The following is a 25,509-nucleotide window of genomic DNA, read 5'->3' on the forward strand; positions in this document are numbered from 1 at the left end:
CTAGTGGTTAAGTTTCAAAATAAAATATTGATAAGTAAAGTCTTTGGCAGCACTTCGTTCATAGATAGCAATCTCTTTTTCTATGTCAGACAAGGCTTGGGAGTTTGTCAGCCGAAGTTTTAACTCTTGGACACGGTTTTGCAGTGGTAGCCAGTAGTTTTGCCATGCATCAACGCCTAATGAGAAATGCTCCATCACCTCATAACCCAGCTTTTTGAAAAGCTTGATTCGAGAAGGTATCGATTGGATATCAGGGTATTCGGATTGCCAAAATTGTTGAGTTTCCGGTTCCGGATTCTCAGTGAGCCAGACCAAATCACTGACCATCAAGATGCCGTTATCAGCTAAAAAAGGTTTCCACTGCTTGAGGGCGTTCTCCATGCCCATGATGTAAACACAGCCTTCTGCCCAGATTGCATCAAAGCTTTTCGCTGCAAAGGGGAGCGCTGTCATGGAACCCAATACTGGGGATATCCGCTCTTTCCATGGTGAGTGCTGGCGTTGCTTCTCAAGTTGTTCAATCGCGATGGGTTCATTATCGACGGCAGTAATGTGTGCCGAACTGTTTTCAGCCAGCAGGAGTGTCGAAAGGCCCGTTCCGCAGCCGATGTCGAGAATGTGCTGCATGTTTTGTATCGACATCAAGGAAATGGCTTTTAAGGTATCTTGCTCACCACCGGGGCCCCAGCGTTGCAAAGTGGCAAAAACCTTCATGAAATCTTGCATATAGATGTCGTGTTCATTCATATCTTTCGATAACCATTTTAATCGGAACGCCTCTTTTTCACTGTAACCTTGCGTGTTGAGCCAACTTAAGTAAGCGCTCGGAGCATGTTTACTGAGAGAGTGGTGTAACTCTCTTTGTGGACGTTCGCCGAGCAAGGCTAAAAGCAACTCTCGAGCACGAACCTTTTTCTCAATTTCATCATCGAGTTGGCTTAAACGTCTTTCCAATAGGGTTCGGTCTAGTTTCGCCTGTAAGCACTCTTCACACTCTTTCAATGAGAGCCCCGCACTCTGAAGCTGTTGGATAAGAAACAGTTGCTGCAGATCACTCTCGTTGTAGTAGCGATAGCCATTATCAAGACGTTGTCCCCGAATCAATCCTAATTTCTCGTAGTAAAGCAGAGTGGTTCGAGAGAGCCCCGCCTTAAACGCTAATTCTGAAATTAAATACATGCTTTATCTGAGCTCAAAAGGCTGAATATGCGGCTAGTATGAACTGTAGAGCTATAGACAGGTCAAGCAGCGTTGAGCGATTTTTTACGCACACACTCAGAGATTCTTTCCTCATGATTAAGATAGTAATTTGCGAGAAATCGCGCATAATCTGGCTACTCACTCTGAAAGAAGACATGACCTATGACCAATTTTGAATATTACTTTCATCAACTGCCTTGTTTTGACTGTAAAAAAACCACCGTTAGTACGGATTTAGGCTGGTTAACGGCGGCGATGAAAGAGGATTTATTAGCACAAGTGGCAGAGCTGATTGCACAAGACAACGTTGAGCCAGATCTTTCAGTGAACGTGACTTGTACTAAAGAAGAAGCGCGCGATTACTTATTGCTGAACTTCTACGGTTACTCAGAAGAAGAACTGGCAAATCAAGTAGAAGCGGAAGATGAGCAAGAAGTCGCGGATGAAATTGCAGAACTTGTGGCCGAAGGTAACGAGACAATCGTGTTTGAACACGAAATCGCTCTGCAAAGTTGTACTGATTGCGAAATGGATGAAGAGTAAAACAAGGTTTAATCCTGTTACTTTTGTTCTATCGGTGATTAGGCTCTCTCTAACCGAAATAAAAAATCCCTCAGCGTTGGCTGAGGGATTTTGTGTTTTAGGGAGGGAATTTATAGTTTATCCCACGCCATATCCCAATGGCTGCCTGTACCCGGTTGGTACTGATTTACGCTGGTTGACCATTGTTGGCAGTAGCCAGAGTATGGCCACGGTTTACATTGGTAGATTGCGCCATCACTAGCGAGCACTTTGGTGCCAGCCACGTACTCTTTCAGGCCATTCGGGAACACAAAGTCGTAGTCACCCGGTGTTGGTGGTGTTTGCGGTTCAACCAGCATGAAATCGAGAGTTTGCTGATCTTGCAGATTGCCATCACGATCTTTGATGCGAGAAACCAACATATGATGTCCCGGTTTAGCTTCGCTCAGCTGTAGCGTGATGGATTTCAGCTCGCCATTCGTCATCGCTTGTGACCAACTTGCCAGCGGTTTTTGGTGGTGATTATAAACCGTCAGCTCTGCGCTCATTTCACCTTGCGCTTCTAAAGTCAGGTCAAGCTGAATCGGTTGTTCGCCAATCTCATACTCTTTCGCTAGACCAGAAACCGTCAGTGAATACTCAGGTTGTGGTGCTTCAATTTGGTAGCCAATTTCAACACTCTTCAAGCCACTGCCTTCTTTCAGATAAATCGGGTTGGTGCCGTAAACGGGAACAAATTGATCGCCGTTAATCTGACCTGCGCGAAGTTGACTTTGTGTTTGGTTAATCTTAGTTGCTAATGCGTAAGACCATTGATTGGCTTGGGTTAGCGTCTCAGAGTCAATTCTCAGCTCAGTGCGATAAGCTGGGTTTTCCCCCTCGTTATCAAACACGCGAGTGTACACGGTATCGCCAATGCTGAGATCCATACTTGGAATGATTTGACCTGCAGGGTTCCAATCGGGTAACACTGGGCCGCTCCCGTCGAATTTCACGTCGATCACGTTGTAGAAGGAAGCTGCGGTATCGCCCACATCCCATACGGCGAGGATGACCTGATACCCTTCGCGCTCAGGCACGATACATTCGTGGCTGACACGTTTGGGTGGCTGCACCATATTTCCTTCAACGACACAGAACGGATTGAGGTCAAATGCATCACGCGACAATGGCTGGTTTGGGTTCCAGTTTGGTTTGGTAATGTAGTATTTCCAGTCCTTCGTGACGTGGTTGGCGGTAAACGTCCACTCGAAGGTTTGTGGGCCAGCTTGAATTGGGCGTTTTACCCAACGGTCAGCGGTTTGCTCATCCAGCGCTGCCGCCAATGCCGATTCCGCACTGGCAATTTTGCCATCGCGAGGGCCAGTGACCGGGAAGCCATCTGGGCCTTCGACACTTTGTGGTTCGTATTGAATCGCGCCACAGTGAGTGTTTTTTTCTCCAGTGCCGTTAGCGGCAAATTTACACAAGGTGACACGTCCTTCGGCGACACCGTTTTCCACTGCGGAAACGTAGCCGTGTCCATACGCTAATCCACTGATACCAGAGAGGATCAGGGCGATAGCGGTCATTTTAGGTTGTTTTTTCATCACAGACTCTTTTTTGTTAGCTGACATAGTTTGCCTGACAAAGTGCCAGACGTAGTTCAGAGTGAATCTGAACTTCAGCACATTCAGCAACGCATAAGACAAAACGGCATAAGCCGAAATGGCAACCCCGCTATCATAGGTTTCAAAAGCGCTGAGCTTTTGCCGACAGACCGGAGGCTTTGCGTCCCATTTTTTCAAATGGTTTGCCGAAGCGTGACCGAGAGCAAATTTACTTAAGACCAAGAGAGAAAGCGAAGTCATTACTCAATATGTGGAATCAAGCTCTCACGCTTATTTTTTAGAGTTAAATAACTAATATCTTCATGAAATATATAATGTTTATTCAATATGAGAGGTTGATGCTTTACTCGGTTTCGACCATGTCAATACAGGTTAACCACTGATCGGAGTGCGGTTTTAAACGTATACCCAAAGCATGAATGGAAGATAATGCATTCTTCTGTCGCGGTATTGATTAAGGAGCACCATGCGCTATTCCGTTGTGCGATTGATATTGGGTGACCAACTCAACTATGCTCATTCTTGGTTTTCTGAGCATAGGGATGATGTTTTATACCTGATTGCAGAGCTGCATCAGGAGCAGGAGTACGTTCGCCATCACATTCAAAAACAGTGTGCATTTTTTGCGGCCATGCAAGCTTTTGCTGATTATTTAAGTGCAGAAGGGCATCACGTATGGCATCTGGATCTGGATGCCAGCGCGCAATATAACGATTTACCCGATCTGATCGCGCAGATTTGCCAGCAAGTTCAGGCCGATGCTTTCCAATACCAAAGACCTGACGAGTATCGGCTGCTTGAGCAAATGGCCAATTTGCGCCTATCCGGCATCACAATAGGGTGCGTTGACACTGAGCACTTCTTGCTACCGTTTGCTGAGATCCCAGAGCAATTTCCCGCAAGCAAAGCCGTGCTGATGGAACACTTTTATCGACGAATGCGTAAGCGTTTTGGTTATTTGATGACGGCTGATGGCAAACCTGAAGGCGGACAGTGGAATTTTGATGCCGACAATCGTAATAAGCTGAAAGCGCCAGATCTCGTTCAGCTGCCGGCGCCACTCTGTTTTGATAATCCCGTTGCGCCCATCAAGGCGCGATTAGAACGTCATCGGATTCCGTCTATCGGACAAGTCGGGGAGTCACTGCTTTGGCCTATCAGTCGTGCCCAAGCGCTTTCCTTATTGGCGCATTTTTGCCAAATTTGCCTGCCTAATTTTGGCCGCTTCCAAGATGCGATGACGGCGCAGCATCCCCATCGCTGGAGCCTGTATCACAGCCGACTTTCATTTGCGCTCAATAGTAAGCTACTTTCACCTCGCGAAGTGATTGAAGCCACTATTAGTGCTTATCGCGCAGCTCAAGGGCAGATCTCGTTAGCTCAAGTGGAAGGATTTGTGCGGCAAATTCTCGGTTGGCGTGAATATGTGCGCGGCATGTATTGGAGCAATATGCCTCATTACCAAACACGCAATCATTTAGGAGCGCAGCGGCCGTTACCAAGCTATTTCTGGAATGGACAAACCAAGATGCGTTGCTTGCAGCAGGCGATCACTCAGTCACTGGATTTTGGCTACGCGCATCATATTCAACGCTTGATGGTGACGGGGAACTTTGCCTTGCTGACGGAGTGTGACCCTGATCAAGTCGATGCCTGGTATCTAGGTATCTATATCGATGCGATTGAATGGGTCGAACTTCCCAATACGCGAGGTATGGCGCTGTTTGCGGATGGCGGATTGATCGCCACCAAACCCTATTCAGCCAGTGGTGCCTACATCAATAAAATGAGTGACTACTGCGCCTCTTGTGCTTATCAAGTGAAACTCAAATCCGGTGAGAAAGCTTGCCCGCTAAATTCGCTTTACTGGCGGTTTATGCTTAAACATCGTGATCGACTCGCCAACAATCCTCGCATCGGAATGCTATACAAAACGTGGGACAAGATGACGAGCGATTCTCAGCAAGCGATCCTGATCACGGCTGATGCGTATCTGAGCCAGATTGAAAGTTTATGAATGAAGGGCAGGAAGTACCTATGCTGCAGCTTCAAGTAGGAAGGGTATATTTGGTGCAATATTTGTTTGGCATTCTAAACCCTTTGCAAGTTGCCGATGAGCTTGCTTGGCTAACGTAGCGCAAAATGACTGAAATGAATGGTGTGTTTGCTCTAATCGCTCAAACACTAATAAAATAACGTTTTATTGATAAGTTTTTGTTTTTAAAAGTGTTTGTCGGTTACAGGTTACGCATGTACGCCCGAAAGTGATTGCAGCTTATTGTGAAGTACTTCAAAATTAGGTCGTTTCCATTTCTTCTTGGTTAAGAATGAGGTTTTGATGAGAGTCGCGGATCTTTTAAAGCATCGAGCTGAAAACTTGGTTAAGCACACTGAATTTAAACAGTGGATGTCTCCGTCTGTACGCGAGTACTGGGGTGATATTTTAAACAAGACCCAAAACCGCCCGCTGTTTGCGTGGGTAAAAGATCTACATCTGCCTGCCAATGAAGATACGCCGATCCCTGAGCCGATTGTACTCAAACCCGAGGCTCAGGCGTTGTATGACGAGTTGCAAACCCAGGTGGGTGAAGTGATCCATACGGGAGATTGGTTGCTGGTTGATCAAGAGCGAATCAATCAATTCGGTGCAGTCACTGAAGATATGCAGTGGATTCATACCAATCCGGATCGTGCGGCGTTGGAGTCGCCATTCAAAACGACGATTGCGCATGGATTTTTAACACTGGCATTGCTGCCAAAGTTAACAGACAGCGTTGATGAAGAGAAAACCTTGTTTCCAACTGCGAAAATGGTGGTCAATATTGGCTTGAACTCGGTACGTTTCCCTTATCCAGTAAAAGCGGGTAATAGAGTTCGTGCCGTGAGCACTTTGTCGAAAGTTACCCCGATTAAGAAGGGACTTGAGATTGAGCGTGAAATCAAGGTTGAGATTGAAGGTGTTCGTCGTCCGGGTTGTGTTGTAGTGTCAGTGATCCAACTGCACTTCTAACCCATTCTGTCATCAGCATAAATCAACAAGGAGAGCCTATTTGCTCTCCTTGTTCGTTTCTGAAGCACACTGTCTGTGGTAAACCATGAAGAACTATGGTGAAACCATGCAGAAACTCATGCAGTAAGAGTGGTGCTCTTGCGGTTTATTCCACATCACTTGGCATAATGTAGCCGTATTCCACAATCAATTTTTTAGTACGCTCTGACTTTAAAAAGGCAATGAACTCTTTAGTTTGTTCATCGGCTTTATCGGAGTAATACAAAATTAAAAATGGTCGCGATAATTGGTAAGTGTGCTTAGCTATATTGTCAGAAGTGGGATCCGTTTTCTCAAACTGAATTGCTTTGACGGATTTATCGACTGAACCAATCGAGATAAAGCCAACTGCTTGTGGGTTATGGTTGATCAAGGTTTTCATCATACTGTTGCTATTGACTACTAAAGCGGTGGGGGCAACATCAGAGACTTCACGATCTTTAACGATTTTGGTCAGTCCCATCAAGCTTTCAAAACTGTAACGAGTGCCTGATGAAGCTTCACGAGTTACGACTGCGATTTTTTGATCGCTACCGCCCACTTGTTTCCAGTTTGTGATTTGGCCTTTGTAAATGCCGTATAACTGCTCTCGTGTTAGATTAGTGACTGGATTGGCTTGGTTAACCACAATCGCTAAACCATCAAAAGCCAGCGTAAAAGTGTGCAGGGTGTTTTGGGCTTCACTTTCCGTGAGATAGCGTGAGGTCATAGCGATATCCGCGACGCCTTTTTTCAAAAGAGAAATCCCAGCGGTAGAACCCACACCTTGGACTGCGACATAAGTCTCGGGATATTGTTGGTTATATTTTTCAGCCAGTACGTCCATAATTCTGGCCACTGAGGTGGAACCTGAAATGGTAATTTCACTTGCTTGCACAAAAGGTGTCATCGTTGTGATGGAAAAAAGAAGTGCGCAAACGGCGGCAAGTGCCATCCTGATCATAAATTAGCTCCCATATTGTCAAAAAAATTTTACGCAGTATGCCTGAAACGTATGACAAAAATGTGAAGGCATCGCTAGGTTGGTGAGTAGATTTGTGAAATTCATTAGGTTAACGCGAATTGCTTATACATCAAATGATGTTGAGATCATGGAATTGCATCGCTGAGATAGCCATACTGAGCAGACTAAGTCACCGATGGGGTTAAAAATGATTGTCAATCTTCTCCAGAGACAGCTTGAACGCCGTGCAGAATTGCTTTGCATGAGCCGCAACCAGAGCTTACCTGCTGAGCTGGGCAAGTCGAGCTTTGAGCCTATCGAGCACGGGGTGCAGTTTATTCTGTGCCACTACAAACTCGACTCAACCCGTTGTGACTACGAAAGTTTGGTTGCAAAAATCGTCTGGGAAGAAGCGTCTAAACAGTGGGCGCTTTACGCCTACGATCAACAAAAAGCGCAGAGTGAAGCTTGGATCCCTTATCCATTTTTAGCGCGTAGTGAAGATTTGACGGCAATGATGCGCGAAGTAGAAAAAGACCCTAAAGCTTATTTCTGGGTTTAGTTTCAGTGATATAGCGTGTGGTTGGCGAAATAAAAAAGGCATTCCTGAGAATGCCTAGCACAGTGATTAAGCTTGGGCTCGTTTAAAAATGATCGAGGTGTTAATGCCACCAAAAGCAAAGTTGTTGCTCATCAGATACTCGATATCCATCTCGCGTCCGCTGCCTGTGATGTAATCGAGATCGCCGCATTCGGGGTCGAGGTTGTTGAGGTTGAGAGTGGGGTTAAACCAACCGCTGTTCATCATCTCAATCGCGATCCAAGCTTCAATTGCGCCGCAAGCGCCCAGCGTGTGGCCAAAGTAACTCTTTAGTGAACTGATAGGCACCTTGCCGACGGCATTTTGAGTGGCGTTGCTTTCGGCAATGTCACCTCTGTCGGTGGCGGTGCCGTGAGCCGACACGTAGCCGATGTGTTTCGGATGCAGATTGGCGTTTTGCAGTGCCATCTCCATGCAGATTTGCATCGTTTCCATTTGTGGCTGAGTGACGTGCGCCGCATCGCAATTGCTGGCGAAACCGATAATTTCTGCGTAGATCTTCGCCCCGCGAGCCACCGCATGTTCATACTCTTCCAGCACCAGTGTTCCCGCGCCTTCGCCAATCACCAGCCCGTCACGATCTTTGTCGTAAGGGCTTGGCGTCGTTTTCGGTGCATCGCTTTTCAGACTGGTGGCAAAAAGGGTGTCAAAAACGGCGGATTCTGTCGGGCATAACTCTTCTGCTCCACCTGCGACCATGACGGTTTGGTAACCATGCTTGATGGCCTCATACGCATAGCCAATCGCTTGGCTACCGGACGTGCAGGCGCTACTGGTGGGAATTACTCGGCCACGTAAACCGAAAAACAAGCCAACGTTAACGGCGGTGGTGTGCGGCATCATCTGTACATAAGTGGTCGCAGTGATCGCTTTGGTGGTTTTCTCGTTAAGCATCACGCCGAAAGCACCGATCGCATCGGTAGAGCCAGTTGATGAACCATAAGCGATGCCTGTTTGGCCGTTGGTTAGCACCTTGTGACCTATTAAACCAGCTTGCTTGAGTGCATTTTCCGTGGCGACGGTGGCGAGTTTGGAGACGCGCCCCATGCCACGTACCTGCTTGCGTTTATAGTGCGATGGGAGTTCAAAATCGACCACAGGGGCGGCGAGTTTGGTGTTGAGCCCTTCATACTGCGCGTAGTTTTCCATGTAGCGCGTAGCATTTTCTAAAGCTTTGAGACGCGGCTCAACGCTGGCCCAATCATGACCAAACGCGGTCACACCAGACATGCCAGTTACAACGACTCTGCGGTTCATATTAAACCTCCGTTGACCGAAATGACTTGGCGGGTAACATACCCGGCGATGTCGGACATCAGATAGCTGACCAAACCTGCAATCTCTTCAGGTTGCCCCATACGGCGCATCGGCACTTGCGGTAATGCATGTTCTTTGACGTGTTCATCGACCATACCTGTATCGATTAAGCCGGGCGCAACACAGTTAACGGTGATTTTGCGTTTCGCCAGTTCAAGTGCCAGCGATTTGGTTGCGCCAATCACGCCCGCTTTTGCCGCCGCATAGTTGGTTTGACCACGGTTGCCCATCAAGCCAGACACCGATGCCAGCGTGACGATGCGTCCACCTTGACGCTTTTGCACCATAGGCATGACGCATGGGTGCAGCACGTTGTAGAAACTGTCGAGATTGGTGTGGATCACGCCATCCCATTCTGCCTCTGTCATCGCTGGAAACGCAGTATCGCGTGTGATGCCAGCATTGTTGACCACGCCATAATAAGCGCCGTGAGCGGCGATGTCGGCTTCAATCTGTTCTCGGCATTGGGCGCGATTACTGATATCAAACTGGATTAAACGGCCTGTGCCACCTTGTGCCTGAATGGCCGCTAAGGTTTCTTCAGCGCCATTTTTGTCTCCCATGTAATGAACGGCGACGGAAAACCCATCTTTGGCCAATTGAATCGCAATGGCTTTACCAATTCCTTTACTGGCCCCGGTGACTAACACTTGTCGGGTCATTGTTGACTCCTGATTTTCATTTCTTGTAATTTTTCTTCGCTTGGTACGTAAACATTCAACTGGCATTGTGCCAGCAATTGGCCAGCCAATTCGATTTGACCGCTAAAGACGGCCATACCACTGTCTTGCATGATTTGTTCGGCGAAAATATCCAGCGTTTGGCCCTGGAGGAAAAGATCGCAATGGGCTTGATAACGACGGCTGCCGAGTAAGAAACCGATCGGTGGCTGTTCGCCTTTCTGCAGTGCATGATACCCTGACCAAGCGGCAATCGACTGAGCCATAAATTCAATGCCGACGTAAGCGGGAATGCTGCATGTTTGGCTGTCAAAAAAGACATTATGCTCACCAATGTCCACCTGACAGTGAATGCGAGTTGGCTGCACGTCTATCGCGCGATCAATCAAAATCATCGGCGCATCGTGTGGCAGCAGAGTGGCGATGTCAGCAAGGTTATTCATGAGTGAGTCCAAAAATTAGCGCAATGTTGTTGCCACCAAAGGCGAATGAGTTGCTTAAAATCGCTTTCTTCTTAAGCTTGGTAGGCGTTTCCACCAAGCGGATTGCAATATCTTCTGCTTTGTTCGGGCATTCTTGCTGCGGCAAATCCAGATCGTATTTGAGGATGTGCCAAGCGATAGCTGCTTCTACCGCGCTGGCGGCGCCCAAGGTGTGACCGGTGAGATGCTTGGTTGAGCTGACGGGCACTTTGTCACCAAATACACGATAGATGGCTTTACTTTCCATGCTGTCGTTGAGTGGAGTAGCAGTGCCGTGTGCGTTGATATAGCCAATATCCTTGGCAGAAAGATGGGCATCGAGCAGTGCCTTTTGCATCGCTTCTTCGGCGCCGTTACCTTCAGGATGAGGTGCGGAAATATGATGCGCATCTGAGCTGTCGCCGCAGCCAAGCAGAGCGACATCACTGGATTCTAAGCTCAGCAACATAAAAGCCGCTGCCTCGCCGATATTAATCCCATCGCGATCAGCACTAAAAGGCTGACAATGCTGGTTTGACAATGCTTCTAAACCGTTAAAACCGTTGAGGGTTAGACGGCACAGGGTGTCTACACCGCCGACAATCACAGCATCGGCCATACCCGTTTGCAACATGCGTTTGGCCGAGATAAACACGCGGCCGCTGGATGAACAAGCGGTCGAGATGGCGTAGCTTGGGCCTGTGAGGGCGAAATAGTCGGCGACAAAATCACTGACGTTGCCGAGCTCTTGTTTCCGGTAGTGAAAACTGTCAGGAAATGCACCGCTTTCGATCTTCTCTCGATAGGCGATTTCACCGTCGGCAATGCCGGAGGTGCTTGAACCGATGACAACCGCGATACGATGACTGCCAAAGCGCTGCTTGGCTTGCTCGACTTGCGCTGCAATTTGCTTTAACGCTGAGAACGCTAGACGGTTGTTGCGTGTGTCATAATCCGTCAGTTGCAGCGGCATGTCAGGCAAAGGTTGGGTCACTTTTCCGACGACCGTTGCGGTTTGAGTGTTGAGCAGCGAAGGCTCAACGATCATTTGTTCGCTGCGGTTTAGCGCTAGGCGTTGATGGATCTGCTCTGGGGTTGAACCTAATGCAGAATGAAAGCCACAGCCATGAATATAAATGGGTTGAAAAGAGTGCGAATTCATTTGGCTTATTACAGTTAGGGTTGTGTTATCTGGTAGTTGAGCGTCTCAATGGTAATACTGTAGTGATTTTGCACCGAGTAAAAAATGGACAGTGCCGTCAAAACCGCGGCCATTCTCATACTGAATCCGGAGCGTCTCTTTTCCGTTATTATCAATGATGATGCGCTTATTGGTGTTATCAATAAGTCGCCACTTTACCTGATTTAGCGGTGCTTCCCAAGCTTGTTGCGGCCAGAGCGTGATCATCAGATTAAAAAGAACCTGCTCCGGCTGTGGTAGGGTATTTTCTAACCCGCTTAAGACTTGCGTTTCTATCTCGCCATCTTGATAAGTTAGTGAGAGCAGCCGTGTTCCCCACGACGAGAAACCCGCCAACACCACTTTATTCGCATCGACTTGCAACTGCACAGGAAGCTGCTGGGTCTGCTGGCCTTGTTCTGTCTGCCACGTGGCCGTGATGAGCTGAGTGGCGCTGATATGTTGGCCCAGTTCATTTGGTGAGGGTAAGGTGACCTTGACCTCTGGCGTTATCTGCACCGTTGAAAGTGGGGCAGACGGTGTCAGAGTGCATCCTTGCAGCACAAAGCTGACGATGGCCAAAAGCCATAAGCGTGAAAGCGTCACGATGATTTTCCTTTGTTGTCAATCGCCATTGGTGCGAGAAGCCATGCGACAAAAATTCCACTTAGGACCGTTAGGCCAAAACTGTGAATGGCGTGTGTGGCACTCAGTGCTAGCAGGCCAAACGACAGCAGGGTGGTGATGGCGGAGAGTGTCACCGCGAGCAAGGTACTGTGCCTTGCTTGTTGCTCGGCAAAAAACAAGGTGTAGTCGATCCCAATGCCAATCACCAACACCAGTGCAAGCAGGTTAAACAGATTGAGTGTGGATCCAGTGAACACAGATACTGCTAGACCAGCAAGGCAGGCGATGAGACATGGCAAAACGATGCGCACGCTGTGGCGCACTCCGTAGCGCCAACTGAGTAAGCTGAAGATAACCAGCAGAGCGGCGCCGATTAATTCCATCACTTTGACGCGATACTGGCTAAACAGCTGCGAGATATCTTCTGTTTTGTTGAGATAAAGGATTTCGGCATCTTGCTCGGCAAACTGTTTGATTGCGCTTGAATTACTGACTTCTTTGAGCAAAATTGCGGCAGAAACCTTTTCGTCGATCAGCCCAAGATACATAAAACGCACAGGCTCGGAGACGGGAGATTGCAGATAATCTTGTAAAAAGACCGGATTAAAAGCCGCGTCGAAGCTGGCGACCTGCTTGAGCCCCAAATTTTGACTCAGTGAGCCGGAAAACCCCTGATAAAGCGCTTTGATTAACTGATAATCCTGTTGCTGCTGGGCGACCGAATGGATCGTTTGTGCAAGGCTTTGATGAGCAGAAATGAGCCCCTGATGTTGCCAATCGGCCAGCGTGGGTTCCAGTGACTCTAAGCGCTGCAGCAGTTTTTCGTTGTTCTCGGCGAGAACAAGTAACATTTGCTGTGAGGCGTGCACGCCAGTGAGCTGTGCAATAACACTCTCTTGGCTCTTGAGCTGTGGCGGCAACGCTTGCAACTGGCGGATATCATCGTCGTAACGGATCTGGGTGACGGCGAGTAGGCTGGCTAGGGTAATAGCTGCGGGAAGATAAACAGCGACGCGTTTTTGTTGCCAGCAGGCAAGCCAAGCCTGCCAAAGAGCAAGGCCCGGCAAAGCGCGTTCTTTTGATGGGCGCGCAGCCAGCCAGGGATACCAAGTGACAACGGTTAAGTAGGCAGCAAGAAGGCCTGTGGCGGAGAAAAGCGCAAGCTGCTGTAAACCGGGAAAAGGCGCAATCAGTAAGCCCAAATACCCAATTAAACTGGTGATCAAACCTAAGGTGATGGCGGCAAAAATGTGTTGCAGCCCCGAGATGCTGTGCCACTTTCTGCCAGCGGCTAAGCGGTCGGTGAGGTAGTGAAACGAGTAGTCAATCGAAACGCCAATCAGGCTGGCACCAAAGACTAAACTGAACAGATGAACTTTGCCAAACAGCCACAAGGTGACACAAAACGCCACCAGTAGCCCGATAGTGATAGACAGCAGGGCGTGCAGAAGTGGGGTGGCGCTACGAAACACCCAAAGCATCAATAGTACAATGCCTGCAAGCGATGCCATGCCAATGGTGCTGATCTCTTGCTTTGCGCTTTGAGTGCCAAAATCGGCGTAAAACAGCACCCCGGTATGGTAAAACTCGCTGCCCGTCTGTGCCGCCAGTTGCTGCTGCCACTGTGAAATCTGCGCGACCGCGCGTTGGGCATCCAAACTGTACGGCGAATCGGCTAATTGTGCGCTGAGCAACACATAGGTGGTGTGATCTTTCTCCAAGGTGAGAAATCCATCGCGTACTTTAAACGTGCCCGCGCGCTGTGAGAGCTCATTGAGATAATCACGAAATAGCAGAAAAGGATCGTTAGCGAGTTCAGTGCCAGTCACGCCTGAAAAGGGGTTATACAACGACTGAAGCACGTATTGCACTTGTTGCTGGGGTTGTTCACTGAGCCTTTGTCGCTGCTGCGCAGTGAGAAACTGAAAGCGATGAGTGAAATAGTAGTTGGCCCACTGCTGCTGAGCGTTGGCATCAATCTCGCCAATCACTTGGTGGAAATAGCCGCTTTGTTGCAGCTTTTCCGCCAGTTGGCGACTGGCTAAAAAAGCAGAGGAGGCGTCTTGGTTAGCCACCACAAACACCACCTGTTTGCCCATCGAATCAGCCATGTGAGAGAAGGCTTGTTCGGCCACGGGATTTTGTTTGTCTTGTGGCAAAAGCTTGAGAATATCCGTTTCGATCGGGGCGCTTGCGCTTTGATTCCACAGTTTCAGCAGTAGAATGAGCGCGGCGATCACCAGCGCAAGCCAGCCAAAGGCGAAGAGAGGAGATTTAAAACGCAAACTGTTGCTGCTCCGTGCTGGTCAATTGAGCGGGTTGATGGCTGTGTGCTTGGAAATGAATTTCGCTGCGATCGCCACGTTTTTCCAGCAGCTCAATCTGCTCTATCTCATCTTCGCCCTGCAAAACAATACGCTCAAACACCGCATTTAAAGGGGCGGATTTTGGCGCTAAGGTCAGCGTCCATTTGGCATCATCGGTGCTGAGTGACAGGTCAAACTCGTTTTGTAAGGCGTTGGTATCGCCATGAAATACGGCTAAAAAAATCCGGCTGAAGTAAAATGCCATCGGATTTTGTGCCGACGTGATCACCTCCGGCGCTTGACCAGCAATACTCTGCCTGAGTTTATCTTGCGTCAGCACCAAATTGACCGGAAACGGCTCTGTTTGTTGCCACAGCAAACCGTGCTGCTTATCCAACACAAACTGGCCTTGCGAGCTGAGGGGCTGGGCAAACATCTGCAAATGGCGAAGCTGGGTAAACTGACCGCGCACCAGAGCATGGCTAGAGAGCTGTTTTTGCAGCGAATCTAGGTTGTCCACCTTGGCAAAGGTGACGAAAGAGAACAAGCTGAGCAGCAGACAAAGCGGGTTTTTCAAGCGGTTTAGCATTGATATTCTCCATGCTGATGCCACTGTGCCACGCGCTCAAGGAGTGCCGCTGGCGAAGCAAGGCGCATCTCTTTGTCTTCAATCCCCACCGCCACTTGGGTGGTGTGGCCTTTTGTCATGCGTTGACCAGTCTGAGCATCGTAGATTTCATAGTGGACACGCAGCCGATTTTCCCATTCCGTCAGGCGGGCTTTGACCCGAATCGGATGATTAAATGCAATGGCGCGGACATACTTTACCTGAACATCAATCACTGGCCACATAAAGCCCGATTCGGTCATTTTCAGATAGCCGTAATCGATTTTCTCCATCATTACCCGGCGAGCTTCTTCAAAAAAGCGAAAATAGTTACCGTGATAAATCACGCCCATCGGATCGGCGTCTTGAAAGGTGGTGACCAAAGTCACCTCCGCTTCCAAAGGGTAAAGTATCTCTGTCATAGAACCTCTTAATACAATGACCAGTGGCGCTGTTGAATACGCGCGATAAAGTGGCGCAGGTCCTTCTCTAGCGGGCGATCTTCGCTCAAAAAATCAAACTCTTCCAACACGTGAGCGCACATCGCACGCAGTTGGTCGCTCATATGTTGCTGGTTCAACTCACCGCGACGGCGGCGAATTTCGATCGCTTGCGTGGCGGCAAGTAACGAGGCTGCGGCCACTTGTTCCGTCAGCTCCAGTACGCGTAGACAATCGCGCGCGGCGATAGTGCCCATGCTCACTTTGTCTTGGTTGTGACATTCGGTTGAACGTGAGAACACGCTGGCTGGCATGGTGTGTTTCAGGGCTTCTGCTGTCCAAGCGGAAATGCCGATCTGCACCGCTTTAAAACCGTGGTTGATTGGTTTGCGCTCGCCTTCAGCACCACTTAGGTTAAATGGTAGGCCGTTATTGAACTTATAGTCCATTAACTGCGCCATTTGTCTGTCCAGTAGATCCGCCAAGTTGGCAATCGCCGTTTTTAGCGTATCCATCGCCATAGCGATGTGGCCGCCGTAGAAATGTCCGCCGTGCAGAACGCGTTCATTGTCGCCATCGATGATGGGGTTGTCATTGGCGCTGTTGAGCTCGTTTTCGATCAATTGGCGCAGCCAAGGCAGGGCGTCTTGCACCATGCCAATCACATGTGGCGCGCAGCGCAGCGAGTAGCGATCTTGTAGACGATCGCTGTTACGCGGCGGTTGTTCAGCTTTAAGATCGGCACGCAGCCACGCCGCGATCTGTTGCTGACCTGGGTGCGGTTTGACGGCAAACAGGGCTTCATCGAAATGGAAGTCGTTGCCTTGCATGCCAACCGAAACCATCGCGGTGATTTTGCTTGTAAGCTGAGTGAGATATTCGGCCCGTTTAAATGCTAGACAAGCGAGTGCGGTCATGACCGAGGTGCCGTTCATCAGCGCCAAACCTTCTTTTGGCCGCAGCTTAATAGGTTGGATCCCCAGCTCAGCAAACACCTCCGCGGTGGCGCGTTCTTGGCCGTGATATAACACTTCGCGCTCGCCAATCAAGGCCGCTGCAAGATAGGAGAGCGGCGTGAGATCGCCACTAGCGCCGACCGAGCCTTCTTCTGGAATTCGCGGGGCGATGTCATGATTGATCAGCGTGACAATCTGCTTGAGCAGCTCGTGGCTTACGCCGGAAACACCTTGCGCGAGTGAGCAAAGGCGTGTCGCCAGTACCGCGCGCGCTTGCTCATGAGTGAGCACTTTGCCAAGGCCGCAGCCGTGAAAGCGAGTTAGGTGCAGCGGAAGCTCTTCAACCAGTTGGCTTGGAATTGCCACGGTACAAGAGTCACCGTATCCGGTGGTGACACCGTAGATAACGCCTTCTTCTTTGAGTAACTTCTCTAAAAAAGCCACGCCACGGTCGATTTTGGCGTTGAACTGGGCTGAGTCATTTAAGCGGGCTTTTGCCCCCTGTGCAATTGCGCTGACGTCTTCAATCGTCAGGCGTCCCTGGCCAAAGGAGATGTTATGTTCTGTTTGCGTTGTCATGTTGCTGATCTGTCAGGTTCCAAAAATCGAAAAAGTTATACCACTGCAAAGGAGCTTGCAGCGTGTAATGTTCTAAACGTTGCGCGTATTGTTGCACAACCATTTCTAAAGCGGCTTGTCTCTCTTTGCGAGGCAGAACAATTTTGTCGCTAAAATGCTCGAAATAGACATCAAAATGCGCTGTGGAACTGGTGTCATCCCGTAAACCAAACAACAAATAAACCGGTGCTTTTAAGATGGACGCCAGCATAAATGGCCCTTGAGGGAAAGGTGCTGGCTTACCGAGAAAATCGGCCCATACCGCTCTGCTCTCTTTGCTGGTGGAGGTGCGGTCGCCGACAATCACTATCCACTCACCTTGCTCAATTTTCTGTTGCAGCAAGATAGCGGTGTCCGGCCCTAACGAACTTACTTGGATCAAGTTCAGCTCCGAGCTTGGATTCACCGCTTTCATCACAGCGTTAAAGCGCTCGGCATGCTCAGTGAACACCAGCGCATTGATCTTGACGTCAGTATGGCGTCGCCCCAGTGCGCGACACAGCTCAAGGTTGCCTAAATGTGAGCCTAAGATCACCACGCCCTGCTTACTCGCGACCATTTGGTCGAACTGTTGTTGGCCGTGAATAGTAAGATTGTGCGCTGAAAAGTCACCTTTCCACGCGGCCAGTTTGTCGAGCATGGTGTGACCAAACGAGAACAAATGATTGTAGCTGGTGAGGTGGTCGGGTAGCTCGATCTGCTTGTCACTGGCGTAGTGTTGCAACTGAGCCAAATAGGTTTGCGAGGCGCTTTTTGCCTGCTTGCCTGTGGCATGGTAGTAGCCCATCACCAAACGCAAAATTAGGTTAAAAGTCGGCCTGCCAAGCAAAGTATAAATCGCCAGCAGCAGCTTAATCCCAAGCACGGTGCCTTTTTCCTGCTGTTTCGACCAATGGGTTCTTGGCTGCGAATTGGGCTTTTTTCGGCCAAGAAGTTTGGGAATACGCGGCAACATGCCGAAAAATAGCCGGGTGTGCATCCAACTGATTTTGACATTGTCCCACAGCGCATCGAAGTGGGAGATGCCGCCTTCGGGGTAAATGACCCGAGTTTCGATAAACTCAATATCGGCCCCCTCCCAGTACATCCGCACTAAGATCTCGATATCAAAATCCATCCGACTGCCAATTCGGTACTTATCGAGCACGCTGACGGTTTTCTCCACCGGGTAGGCGCGAAAACCGCACATGCTGTCTTCGATGGCCAAGGATAAGGTTTCAATCCATACCCAAACGTGCGTCACGTAGCGTCCATAGAGTCGAGATTTAGGCACGCTTGCATCGTAAATCGGCTTGCCAGAGATGAGGCGCTCGGGGAGCCTTTTTGACGTTTCAAGCAGTTTTGGTAGAGCTTGAATATCATGCTGACCATCGGAGTCAATCTGGATAGCATGAGTAAAACCGAGTTTATTGGCATGGCGAATCCCCGCCATGACCGCGCCACCTTTGCCTTGGTTGTGCGCCAGCCTGACCAAATGAACATTGTTGCGCTGCGCTTGCCGCTCGAGTTGCTGCTGTGTAATGAGGTTACTGCCGTCATCAACCAAAATAACCGGCAGTTGGTATGGCAGCAGGGCATCAATGACCTGACCAACGGTGCTACCGTGGTTGTAGCATGGGATCAAAAAGCAAGCGTGGTAATTACTCACTAGCGTTCCCCAACTTCATTTTTCCAGTAGAGTGATTGACCACTGCGCCATTTCGTTGTGACGTGTAGGCAAAGTGCAATTTTTGTTTTTCGTCATCCCATTTGAGCTGTAGCGACACTTCGCTATCTGGCAAAATCGGTTCTTGGAATTTGATCACTTCCATGCCTTTAAAGGAAGGTGGCGTATGCAAAAACTCCTTGGCATAAGCGACCGCCCAATCAATTTGGGTCACGCCCGGCAACAACGGAAAATGGCTAAAGTGACCGGAAAAGTCCAGTATGTCGTGATCAACACGCAAATGCAGTGTGGCTTGGTCTTGTTCGACCACAACGGATAACAGCGTTGGCTTTCTTTTTTGGGTCATGATGTTCTATTTTTTTGTCATTAATTGGACTGAAAAAGCATCTCGATTTCGTTGTTCAGCCGTTTTCCTTGGCTATTGAGTGGGATGTGTTCCACTAGGCGATAGCGCCGAGGTATGGCAATCGGCTCTAGCCACTGGCGCAGCTCAGCGCGCAGCTGCAACCAGAATTTGCCTTTGCCGATATCTTCTATCTGTTGTTTGCCTGTCTGATTTAGGACCAGCGCAGCGACCAGTACTAAGCGATCATTTTCCTGCATCGGTATGACCGCACTTTCGCTGAACCATGCTAACTGCTCAAGACGCTTTTCCACTTCGACTAGCGAAACACGTTTCTCTTCGATTTTAATCACGCGGTCAGTGCGTCCTTTGAGGATAAATTGCCGCTCACCGAGCAACTCACATTCATCGGCGGTCTGATACCAGTGGTGCGGATAGATATGCGGCGAACGTAAGCGTAAACATCGTTCTTCATTAAGCATAACCTCAACGCCGGGGAACAGCGTCCACGGTTGGTGCTCGCAAACCTGCTGGCGATAGGCAATTCCGCCCGTTTCGGTGCTGCCAAACACTTCTATCGGCCACTGAGTAAACAACTGCTGCGCATCGTGGGCGGCCTGAAAACTCAGTGGTCCGCCGGATGAGAAAATAGCCGCGAAAGCGCCAGTCTGATGCTCCTGAGCCAAACGTTTTAAGAGCGCAGGGCTACTGATCAGCGCGACTTTCTCCTCAGCGTGGGCGATCAACTGCTCAGGATATTCCAAGTTATAGCGTGCAAATGCTCGACCTGCGCACAGAGGCCACAACAGGCGAAATAGTAAGCCATAAATATGCTGATGGGAGACAGTACTCTCAATGCGACAGTTCGTCAGTTGAGCACCAAACAGACGTTGTAATATCTCAATCTCGATATCAAGTTGTTTGATTGTTTTGGCGATTGCTTTTGGCACCCCACTTGAGCCAGAAGTAAATAAGGTCAGGGTGAGGTTTTCCACATCGAGCGGTTTAAACACATAGCTGGCGCTTTCCATCGACTCTGGCTCAAGCAAAAGATGAGGAAGTGACGTGCTTTGTGCAATCTTATGATCGCAAAGGAGCAGATCAAACTCACTGCTGAGTTCTGCCAAAGCGGATGGCTGATAGTTACCCGGCAGAATGAGCGCTTTCTGGCTGTAACACAAAGCAAAAAAGCCCACGGCAAAGTGGTAGCTGTCCAAACAGCACAGAGCGACCTTCTTCGCTGGCTCGCGGTTGAGTCGCTGGCAAAGCGCGGCAACCTGCGCCAAGAACTGCTGCCAGTGGCGCTCTCCCTGCGCATCAAATGCGATCGGGTGATTGGGCGCTCTGCCAGTTGCAAACAGCGTCGACAAAGAGAGAAATGGTTGAGTTTGACTCATCGAATGTTTAGTCCTTGCGAACACGTTGGCGTACGATCCACTCTCCGGCAAATAAGCTCCCCGCCGCCAAATAGCTGATCAAACCGTTGTACAGTGTCCAGACGTGCAATGGCTGAAAGCAGGTATACAGAGCGATGGCCGCGTTGCAGACAAAAAATGCGCACCACACTTTGGTGACGGTGCGCGTGTAGCGCACGCCACTTTCAGGCAGATCCGGTTGCTGCAATCTGGCCAAACGTTCAATCACCGTTTGTGATTGAGTCAAACTGAGGGCAAAAACGGCCAGCATCGACAGGTTTATCACCACCGGATAAAAGGTCAGCCAACCTTGCTGCTTAAAAATTGCCCCAAGCGTGACCAGAGTGACACCGACCATGCCGCTTAATACAGCAAGATGCTTCAGCTCTTTAAGCTTGGCCTGATGGCCAGAAAAGATTCTTAGTAGGAACACTGCGCCTAAAAGGAGAGCAACCACGTTAAGACCAAGCTTATCGAGACCGAAGTAAACCGCAAATGGGTAAGCGAGCAGTACGATTGCAGACAGAACTGTCAGCAATGTGCGCATCGGTTAGCCCTTTACGAGTTCAACAACCGCGTCGACTACATCATTGACGGTACGTACGGTTTTGAATTCCTCTGGTTGAATCTTTTTGCCGGTCACTTTTTGCAAGTGCACCACAAGGTCAACCGCATCAATACTATCTAGATCTAGGTCCTGATACAGATTGGCTTCGGGCTGGATATCATCTTCATCCAACTCAAATAGCTCAATCAGAGCGGCTTTTACTTGCTCAAAGACTTGTTGTTGATTTACTACTGACATATCAGGGCCTACTAAATTAATGTTCGGTTTGTGAAGAAATATAATTCGCCAAATTAGCGACAGAGGCGAAGTGTTGACGGGTGTTATTATCATCCGCATCAATAACGATATTGTATTTCTTTTTAATGGCCAAACCGAGCTCTAATGCATCGATGGAGTCTAAGCCTAAACCATCACCAAACAGCGGTGCTTGCGTTTCGATATCATCAATCGAAATGTCTTCAAGGTTAAGGGCGTCGATGATCAGTTGTTTGATTTCGTTATGTAGTACTTCCACTGGGACCTACTTATATTGACTGATATTGTGAAAAAAACCGAGAATGAGCGAAAATTGCCATAAGAAGGGCAAATAAGTCACTTAACTTGGGAAAATGGTCTCAGCCAGATGTTGATTTAATCTTCTAGCTGCTGACGTTGGGTTGCTAGTTTGCTCTATAAATGGTTTTACCTCAACCTTATGTTTTACCTCTATATGAAAGAAGGGTTTGCTCTCTGGCACTTGATACCACTTTTTCTCTTTTGTTAGAAAACTAGGCGTTACGGTAATGTGCACAACGCGCATATCACGCTCAGTACGAACTGCCACTTGGGCTGCGCCGCGTTGTAAATTAGATTTTATTCCGGGTGTTGTACGGGTTCCTTCAGGAAATACCAACAATACATTTCCACGCGCAAAGCGCTGTTCACACTGGCTGAGTAATTCATCAGGGGATTTATTGGGAATATAACCTGCGCCTTTTACTACGTGCTTCATAAAAGGATTATCCCAAATCGCTGCTTTAACTAAACAATCGCATTGTGGCAACTGTGAGGCAATTAACACGTAATCAATCAAACTGGGATGATTAGCAATTATTAAACAGTTTCTATCACTGGCTAAAATGTCAGTACCGGTTATTTTGTAGTCAATTGCGCCAGTGTATTTCATCAACTTGCAAAATAGATTGAAGGTTTTTTGGATCGTGTTTTGTACGCGATATTCACGCCGCGTTTGATCTTTTTCAAGCAAGTGAATAAGAGGGATAATCACAAAACTCAGTGCTAATCCACCAATACCAAACATGGCAAAACAGAAACCCGTGGCGACAATACGCCAGTACTGACCAATTTTTCTCATTTCTGCTGCCATATCCAAGTGTGACGACGAGTGGAAACTGACCATGTGCGAACTGAACTAGCTAGATAGTGTTGCAAAAACTGCAACGCTTGTGGGCGTGGCGTGATTGGTTCCACCCTGGGTGCGGCTTGACTGATGGCGAATTGTTCACCTTGACTAATCACCAATGCAAGGGCATAACCGCGATACGACTGTTCTTCGAATTCGGCATAATCCTCGGGCAAAGGCTCATCGAAATCCACCAATAAGACTTTTTTGTCATGGTGTTGCTGTAAATAACAGAAGGTTTCAAGTAGCGCGCTGTGGAAGGTATTTTCGCCCGCGGCTATAGAGGTCAATGGAATGGGCTTTTTACTGGAGATGGTGGCCAGCCCCGCTGCGGTATTATGTACAGATTGAGAAAACGCCATGGGTGAGGCCTCTTCACCTAGTAAAATATCTTTCACTAATGCGATGCTGCGATGTAACTCACCATGCCGACTGGAAAATACCATATAATCGACCGAGGTTTGCGAAAGTAATTCCAGTGCGCTGTGCACCGCGTGTTTACTTAATTCGCTCATCCGCCGACGCATCATCGCTGGTATATTAGTAAATATCGTTTTGTTGTTTTCGGGATATTGACCGTTCAAAGCCCAATCTTGCCAAGCTTGGCTGCCATTCAGCCCGGCTGAACTTGCATACCACTTTTCAATATTTAAACAGATAAAAGAGGATGAATTTGACATAGGTTGTTGATTTGTTTCCAACGGAGTTCATACTAAAGGCTTCTATTTCGTTTGAATTCAGGAGCAATATCTAGATGAAAACCTTTAAAATTATAATTTCTTTTTGTTTGACGTTGTTGTTAGTTGGCTGTGGTCGTTTACAACCAATTATGCAGGTAGAGAATACTCCTATCAATTATGATCTTCAAAGCAAACAAGTAAAAAGCGCGATTCTGTTAGCGGCAACAAATCGTGGTTGGGTAGTAAATGAAGTTGCGCCCGGTGTTTTAAGTGCGAAACTGCATGTTCGCTCACACTTTGCTGAAGTTAAAATACCATACAGCACGAAGTATTATTCAGTTCTTTATGTTCAGTCAGAAAACCTAAAAGCAGATGATGGTAATATCCACCGAAACTACAATCGTTGGATCAATAATTTAAATGTTGATATTCAGCGTCAACTTGCTTTGGCTGCGCAGTAACGTTTTCTTCTCACTATTAGTTAGGTTTTTCCGTGTTAAATCATTATTTAGATCCTTATAACGCTTTTGAAGCCAAAACAGAGGCACAAAAACTCTCCTTTGCCCCGATTCTTTTCCATACAGCCCGAACTCTTAGAGACTTAAATATACTTGGAGTTTTGGACTCAGCAGGAGAAACGGGGCTGACAGCTACAATCATTGCTGAGCAAACTAACGTATCTGAATATGGGGTTAAAGTTTTGCTAGATATGGCTTTGAGTGCCCACATTGTGGTCTGGAGAGAGCCTAACTACGTACTGGCGAACCTCGGACATTATCTACTGCATGATGGGATGACTAAGACTAATATGGATTTCACGGCAGATGTATGTTACGCCGCGATGGGGCATCTGACTGAATCAATATTGGAAAGGAAACCAGCTGGTCTGAAAGAACTGGGCGATTGGAGCACCATTTACGAAGGGCTTTCACGTTTACCGGATAAAGCTAAAGAGAGTTGGTTTCAGTTTGATCACTATTACTCCGACCGTTCTTTTCCAATCCTACTAGAGCGGGTGTTTGCAGACAAACCCCAACACATCATAGACATTGGTGGAAACACCGGAAAATGGGCTCTTCAGTGTTGCAATTATGATCCAGATGTTAAAGTGACCATTGTCGATCTGCCACGTCAGTTAGAACTGGCGATGTCCAATGCCCGTGAGCAAGGTTTTGCTGAGCGAATATCCCCTTTCCCTGCCAATATGTTGGATAAAAAGCAAGCTTTGCCGACACAAGGCGATATCTGGTGGATGAGCCAGTTTCTTGACTGCTTCTCGCCAATGGAGATTCTCAGCATTTTGACTCGCGTTAAAGAGAGCCTTCAGCCCGGAGCAGTGGTGTATATTCTTGAGCTCTTTTGTGATGCTCAGAAATACGACGCGGCATCTTACAGCCTTAATGCGACCTCGCTGTACTTTACCTGTTTGGCCAATGGTAACAGCCGTTTTTACCGCAGTGACGATTTTCTGCAAATTGTCGCCGAAGCGGGGTTAGTGGTGATTGAAAGAACTGACAATATCGGTCTTGGTCATACCTTGCTAAAACTGGTCGCAAAATCACATTAAAAAACTCAGGATAAAATGAGATGCAAAAGCAATCGACTCAGGTTGTGATTATCGGCGCTGGCCCTTCAGGGGCGACGGCTGCTGCGCTACTGAAAGCGCAAAACATCGATGTCATTGTATTGGAAAAAGCGCAATTTCCGAGCATCCACAACATGCGGATGTCTGGTACTGGCTGATTCCATTCTCTAGCGGTACTTGCTCGTTTGGTATCGCCGGTACGCCGGCGTTTTTTGCCAACTACCTGCAAGATAAAATCGCAGCGATGCAGCAGCTTGCTAGTGCAGAGTCAGGGTTTAATACCCCAATCCTGCTGGGGAGCTTGGCGGTTATTCGGCCAACGTGAAACATTTGGCAACGAATCATTACGCATTGCTTGGTAACGCAGGTGAGTTTCTTGACCCAGTGTTCTCGTCTGGCGTGACTATTGCGATGAAGTCGGCACAATTGGCCGCCTGTGTGTGGTTAGACAACTTAATGGTGAGAGTGTTAATTGGCAGGCAGACTATGCGCAACGATTAATGGTAGGGGTTAATACTTTTCGAACCTATGTTTAAGGGTGGTACGACGGTACATTGCAGGATGTGAACTTCTATGAAGAGCCGAATCCACGTATTAAGTAGATGATCTGTTCAATCCTTACAGGATATACTTGGGGTCGAGAAAACTCATACGTAAAAGATTCACATCGACGTTTGAATAATTTAGCGGAAATTATTGGTGAAAACAGAGTTCTTGCTCAGTAATAAAAGTA

The 25,509-nt window shown here is 48.3% G+C and carries 26 protein-coding genes, 2 pseudogenes and 1 riboswitch; of the genes and pseudogenes, 8 read left to right on the top strand and 20 right to left on the bottom strand.

Features of this window, described 5'->3' with window-relative positions; genetic code table 11:
• Positions 1-1,179: a MerR family transcriptional regulator gene (locus CEQ48_RS04305; protein ID WP_089070365.1), complete on the bottom strand. Its 1,179-nt coding sequence runs from the start codon at positions 1,177-1,179 to the stop codon at positions 1-3.
• Between the two features lie 183 nt (positions 1,180-1,362).
• Here CEQ48_RS04305 and CEQ48_RS04310 point away from each other — a divergent pair, with 183 nt between their 5' ends.
• Positions 1,363-1,743, top strand: a complete 381-nt coding sequence (locus CEQ48_RS04310; protein ID WP_089070366.1) for a hypothetical protein — start codon at positions 1,363-1,365, stop codon at positions 1,741-1,743.
• A gap of 110 nt (positions 1,744-1,853) precedes the next feature.
• Here CEQ48_RS04310 and gbpA read toward each other — a convergent pair whose 3' ends face one another.
• Positions 1,854-3,311, bottom strand: coding sequence for an N-acetylglucosamine-binding protein GbpA (gbpA, locus tag CEQ48_RS04315; protein ID WP_089070570.1), 1,458 nt, complete (start codon positions 3,309-3,311; stop codon positions 1,854-1,856).
• A gap of 117 nt (positions 3,312-3,428) precedes the next feature.
• A riboswitch (cyclic di-GMP riboswitch) is annotated at positions 3,429-3,529 on the bottom strand.
• Positions 3,530-3,798: 269 nt separating this feature from the next.
• Here gbpA and CEQ48_RS04320 point away from each other — a divergent pair.
• Both CEQ48_RS04320 and CEQ48_RS04325 read left to right on the top strand, forming a co-directional pair.
• Entirely contained in the window at positions 3,799-5,349 is a 1,551-nt protein-coding gene (locus tag CEQ48_RS04320; RefSeq protein WP_089070367.1) for a cryptochrome/photolyase family protein, read from the top strand.
• Positions 5,350-5,670: 321 nt separating this feature from the next.
• On the top strand, positions 5,671-6,342 hold the full coding sequence (locus CEQ48_RS04325) for a MaoC family dehydratase (protein WP_198301088.1): 672 nt from the start codon (positions 5,671-5,673) through the stop codon (positions 6,340-6,342).
• Positions 6,343-6,487: 145 nt separating this feature from the next.
• Here the strand turns inward: CEQ48_RS04325 and CEQ48_RS04330 are convergent, their stop codons facing one another.
• The gene (locus tag CEQ48_RS04330; protein WP_089070369.1) at positions 6,488-7,324 is read right to left on the bottom strand and encodes a phosphate ABC transporter substrate-binding protein PstS family protein; all 837 of its coding nucleotides are present in this window, start codon (positions 7,322-7,324) and stop codon (positions 6,488-6,490) included.
• A 208-nt stretch (positions 7,325-7,532) separates the two neighbouring features.
• Between CEQ48_RS04330 and CEQ48_RS04335 the strand changes: the two genes are divergently transcribed.
• On the top strand, positions 7,533-7,886 hold the full coding sequence (locus tag CEQ48_RS04335; RefSeq protein WP_089070571.1) for a DUF3024 domain-containing protein: 354 nt from the start codon (positions 7,533-7,535) through the stop codon (positions 7,884-7,886).
• A gap of 66 nt (positions 7,887-7,952) precedes the next feature.
• On the opposite strand, the gene CEQ48_RS04340 is transcribed toward CEQ48_RS04335, so the two are convergent.
• The 17 genes and pseudogenes from CEQ48_RS04340 to CEQ48_RS04420 form a co-directional block, all read right to left on the bottom strand.
• Complete coding sequence (locus tag CEQ48_RS04340; RefSeq protein WP_089070370.1) at positions 7,953-9,182, bottom strand: beta-ketoacyl-ACP synthase; 1,230 nt, start codon at positions 9,180-9,182, stop codon at positions 7,953-7,955.
• Positions 9,179-9,904: a 3-ketoacyl-ACP reductase FabG2 gene (locus tag CEQ48_RS04345; protein WP_089070371.1), complete on the bottom strand. Its 726-nt coding sequence runs from the start codon at positions 9,902-9,904 to the stop codon at positions 9,179-9,181. Before CEQ48_RS04345 ends, CEQ48_RS04340 begins: the two co-directional genes overlap by 4 nt.
• Positions 9,901-10,365 carry a hotdog family protein gene (locus CEQ48_RS04350; protein ID WP_089070372.1) on the bottom strand — a complete coding sequence of 155 codons (465 nt, stop codon included), beginning with the start codon at positions 10,363-10,365 and terminating at the stop codon, positions 9,901-9,903. The genes CEQ48_RS04345 and CEQ48_RS04350 overlap by 4 nt, the downstream gene beginning before the upstream one ends.
• Complete coding sequence (locus tag CEQ48_RS04355; RefSeq protein ID WP_089070373.1) at positions 10,358-11,545, bottom strand: beta-ketoacyl-[acyl-carrier-protein] synthase family protein; 1,188 nt, start codon at positions 11,543-11,545, stop codon at positions 10,358-10,360. Before CEQ48_RS04355 ends, CEQ48_RS04350 begins: the two co-directional genes overlap by 8 nt.
• A gap of 14 nt (positions 11,546-11,559) precedes the next feature.
• Positions 11,560-12,109, bottom strand: a pseudogene (locus tag CEQ48_RS04360) (DUF3261 domain-containing protein).
• A 56-nt stretch (positions 12,110-12,165) separates the two neighbouring features.
• Positions 12,166-14,475 carry an MMPL family transporter gene (locus CEQ48_RS04365; protein WP_089070374.1) on the bottom strand — a complete coding sequence of 770 codons (2,310 nt, stop codon included), beginning with the start codon at positions 14,473-14,475 and terminating at the stop codon, positions 12,166-12,168.
• The gene (locus CEQ48_RS04370) at positions 14,465-15,085 is read right to left on the bottom strand and encodes an outer membrane lipoprotein carrier protein LolA (protein ID WP_089070375.1); all 621 of its coding nucleotides are present in this window, start codon (positions 15,083-15,085) and stop codon (positions 14,465-14,467) included. The genes CEQ48_RS04365 and CEQ48_RS04370 overlap by 11 nt, the downstream gene beginning before the upstream one ends.
• Positions 15,079-15,525: an acyl-CoA thioesterase gene (locus CEQ48_RS04375; RefSeq protein WP_089070376.1), complete on the bottom strand. Its 447-nt coding sequence runs from the start codon at positions 15,523-15,525 to the stop codon at positions 15,079-15,081. Before CEQ48_RS04375 ends, CEQ48_RS04370 begins: the two co-directional genes overlap by 7 nt.
• 8 nt (positions 15,526-15,533) lie before the next feature.
• A complete protein-coding gene (locus tag CEQ48_RS04380; protein ID WP_089070377.1) occupies positions 15,534-17,078 on the bottom strand; it encodes an HAL/PAL/TAL family ammonia-lyase in 1,545 nt (514 codons plus the stop codon).
• The gene (locus tag CEQ48_RS04385) at positions 17,056-18,765 is read right to left on the bottom strand and encodes a glycosyltransferase family 2 protein (protein ID WP_089070378.1); all 1,710 of its coding nucleotides are present in this window, start codon (positions 18,763-18,765) and stop codon (positions 17,056-17,058) included. The genes CEQ48_RS04380 and CEQ48_RS04385 overlap by 23 nt, the downstream gene beginning before the upstream one ends.
• Positions 18,758-19,129, bottom strand: coding sequence for an ApeI family dehydratase (locus tag CEQ48_RS04390; protein WP_039433870.1), 372 nt, complete (start codon positions 19,127-19,129; stop codon positions 18,758-18,760). Before CEQ48_RS04390 ends, CEQ48_RS04385 begins: the two co-directional genes overlap by 8 nt.
• Positions 19,130-19,149: 20 nt before the next feature.
• Positions 19,150-20,523 carry an AMP-binding protein gene (locus CEQ48_RS04395; protein ID WP_089070379.1) on the bottom strand — a complete coding sequence of 458 codons (1,374 nt, stop codon included), beginning with the start codon at positions 20,521-20,523 and terminating at the stop codon, positions 19,150-19,152.
• Between the two features lie 7 nt (positions 20,524-20,530).
• Positions 20,531-21,088: a COG4648 family protein gene (locus CEQ48_RS04400; protein ID WP_089070380.1), complete on the bottom strand. Its 558-nt coding sequence runs from the start codon at positions 21,086-21,088 to the stop codon at positions 20,531-20,533.
• 3 nt (positions 21,089-21,091) lie between these two features.
• Positions 21,092-21,346: an acyl carrier protein gene (locus tag CEQ48_RS04405; RefSeq protein WP_039424926.1), complete on the bottom strand. Its 255-nt coding sequence runs from the start codon at positions 21,344-21,346 to the stop codon at positions 21,092-21,094.
• 16 nt (positions 21,347-21,362) lie between these two features.
• Positions 21,363-21,623 (bottom strand): phosphopantetheine-binding protein, encoded by a 261-nt coding sequence (locus CEQ48_RS04410; RefSeq protein WP_045570971.1) that lies wholly within the window; start codon positions 21,621-21,623, stop codon positions 21,363-21,365.
• An 81-nt stretch (positions 21,624-21,704) separates the two neighbouring features.
• Positions 21,705-22,463, bottom strand: a complete 759-nt coding sequence (locus CEQ48_RS04415; protein WP_089070381.1) for a lysophospholipid acyltransferase family protein — start codon at positions 22,461-22,463, stop codon at positions 21,705-21,707.
• Complete coding sequence (locus CEQ48_RS04420) at positions 22,460-23,191, bottom strand: beta-ketoacyl synthase chain length factor (RefSeq protein ID WP_089070382.1); 732 nt, start codon at positions 23,189-23,191, stop codon at positions 22,460-22,462. The genes CEQ48_RS04415 and CEQ48_RS04420 overlap by 4 nt, the downstream gene beginning before the upstream one ends.
• A gap of 74 nt (positions 23,192-23,265) precedes the next feature.
• Between CEQ48_RS04420 and CEQ48_RS04425 the strand changes: the two genes are divergently transcribed.
• From CEQ48_RS04425 to CEQ48_RS04435, 4 genes and pseudogenes are all read left to right on the top strand, one after another.
• On the top strand, positions 23,266-23,652 hold the full coding sequence (locus CEQ48_RS04425) for a hypothetical protein (protein WP_089070383.1): 387 nt from the start codon (positions 23,266-23,268) through the stop codon (positions 23,650-23,652).
• Positions 23,653-23,684: 32 nt separating this feature from the next.
• Positions 23,685-24,758 (top strand): class I SAM-dependent methyltransferase, encoded by a 1,074-nt coding sequence (locus CEQ48_RS04430; protein ID WP_089070384.1) that lies wholly within the window; start codon positions 23,685-23,687, stop codon positions 24,756-24,758.
• Positions 24,759-24,778: 20 nt separating this feature from the next.
• Positions 24,779-24,934, top strand: a complete 156-nt coding sequence (locus CEQ48_RS20590) for an NAD(P)-binding protein (protein WP_373419680.1) — start codon at positions 24,779-24,781, stop codon at positions 24,932-24,934.
• Positions 24,883-25,501, top strand: a pseudogene (locus CEQ48_RS04435) (NAD(P)/FAD-dependent oxidoreductase); the annotation flags it as partial. The gene CEQ48_RS20590 and the pseudogene CEQ48_RS04435, both read left to right, overlap by 52 nt.
• Between the last annotated feature and the right edge of the window lie 8 nt (positions 25,502-25,509).

This window comes from Vibrio tarriae (assembly GCF_002216685.1).
Lineage (GTDB): Bacteria > Pseudomonadota > Gammaproteobacteria > Enterobacterales > Vibrionaceae > Vibrio > Vibrio tarriae.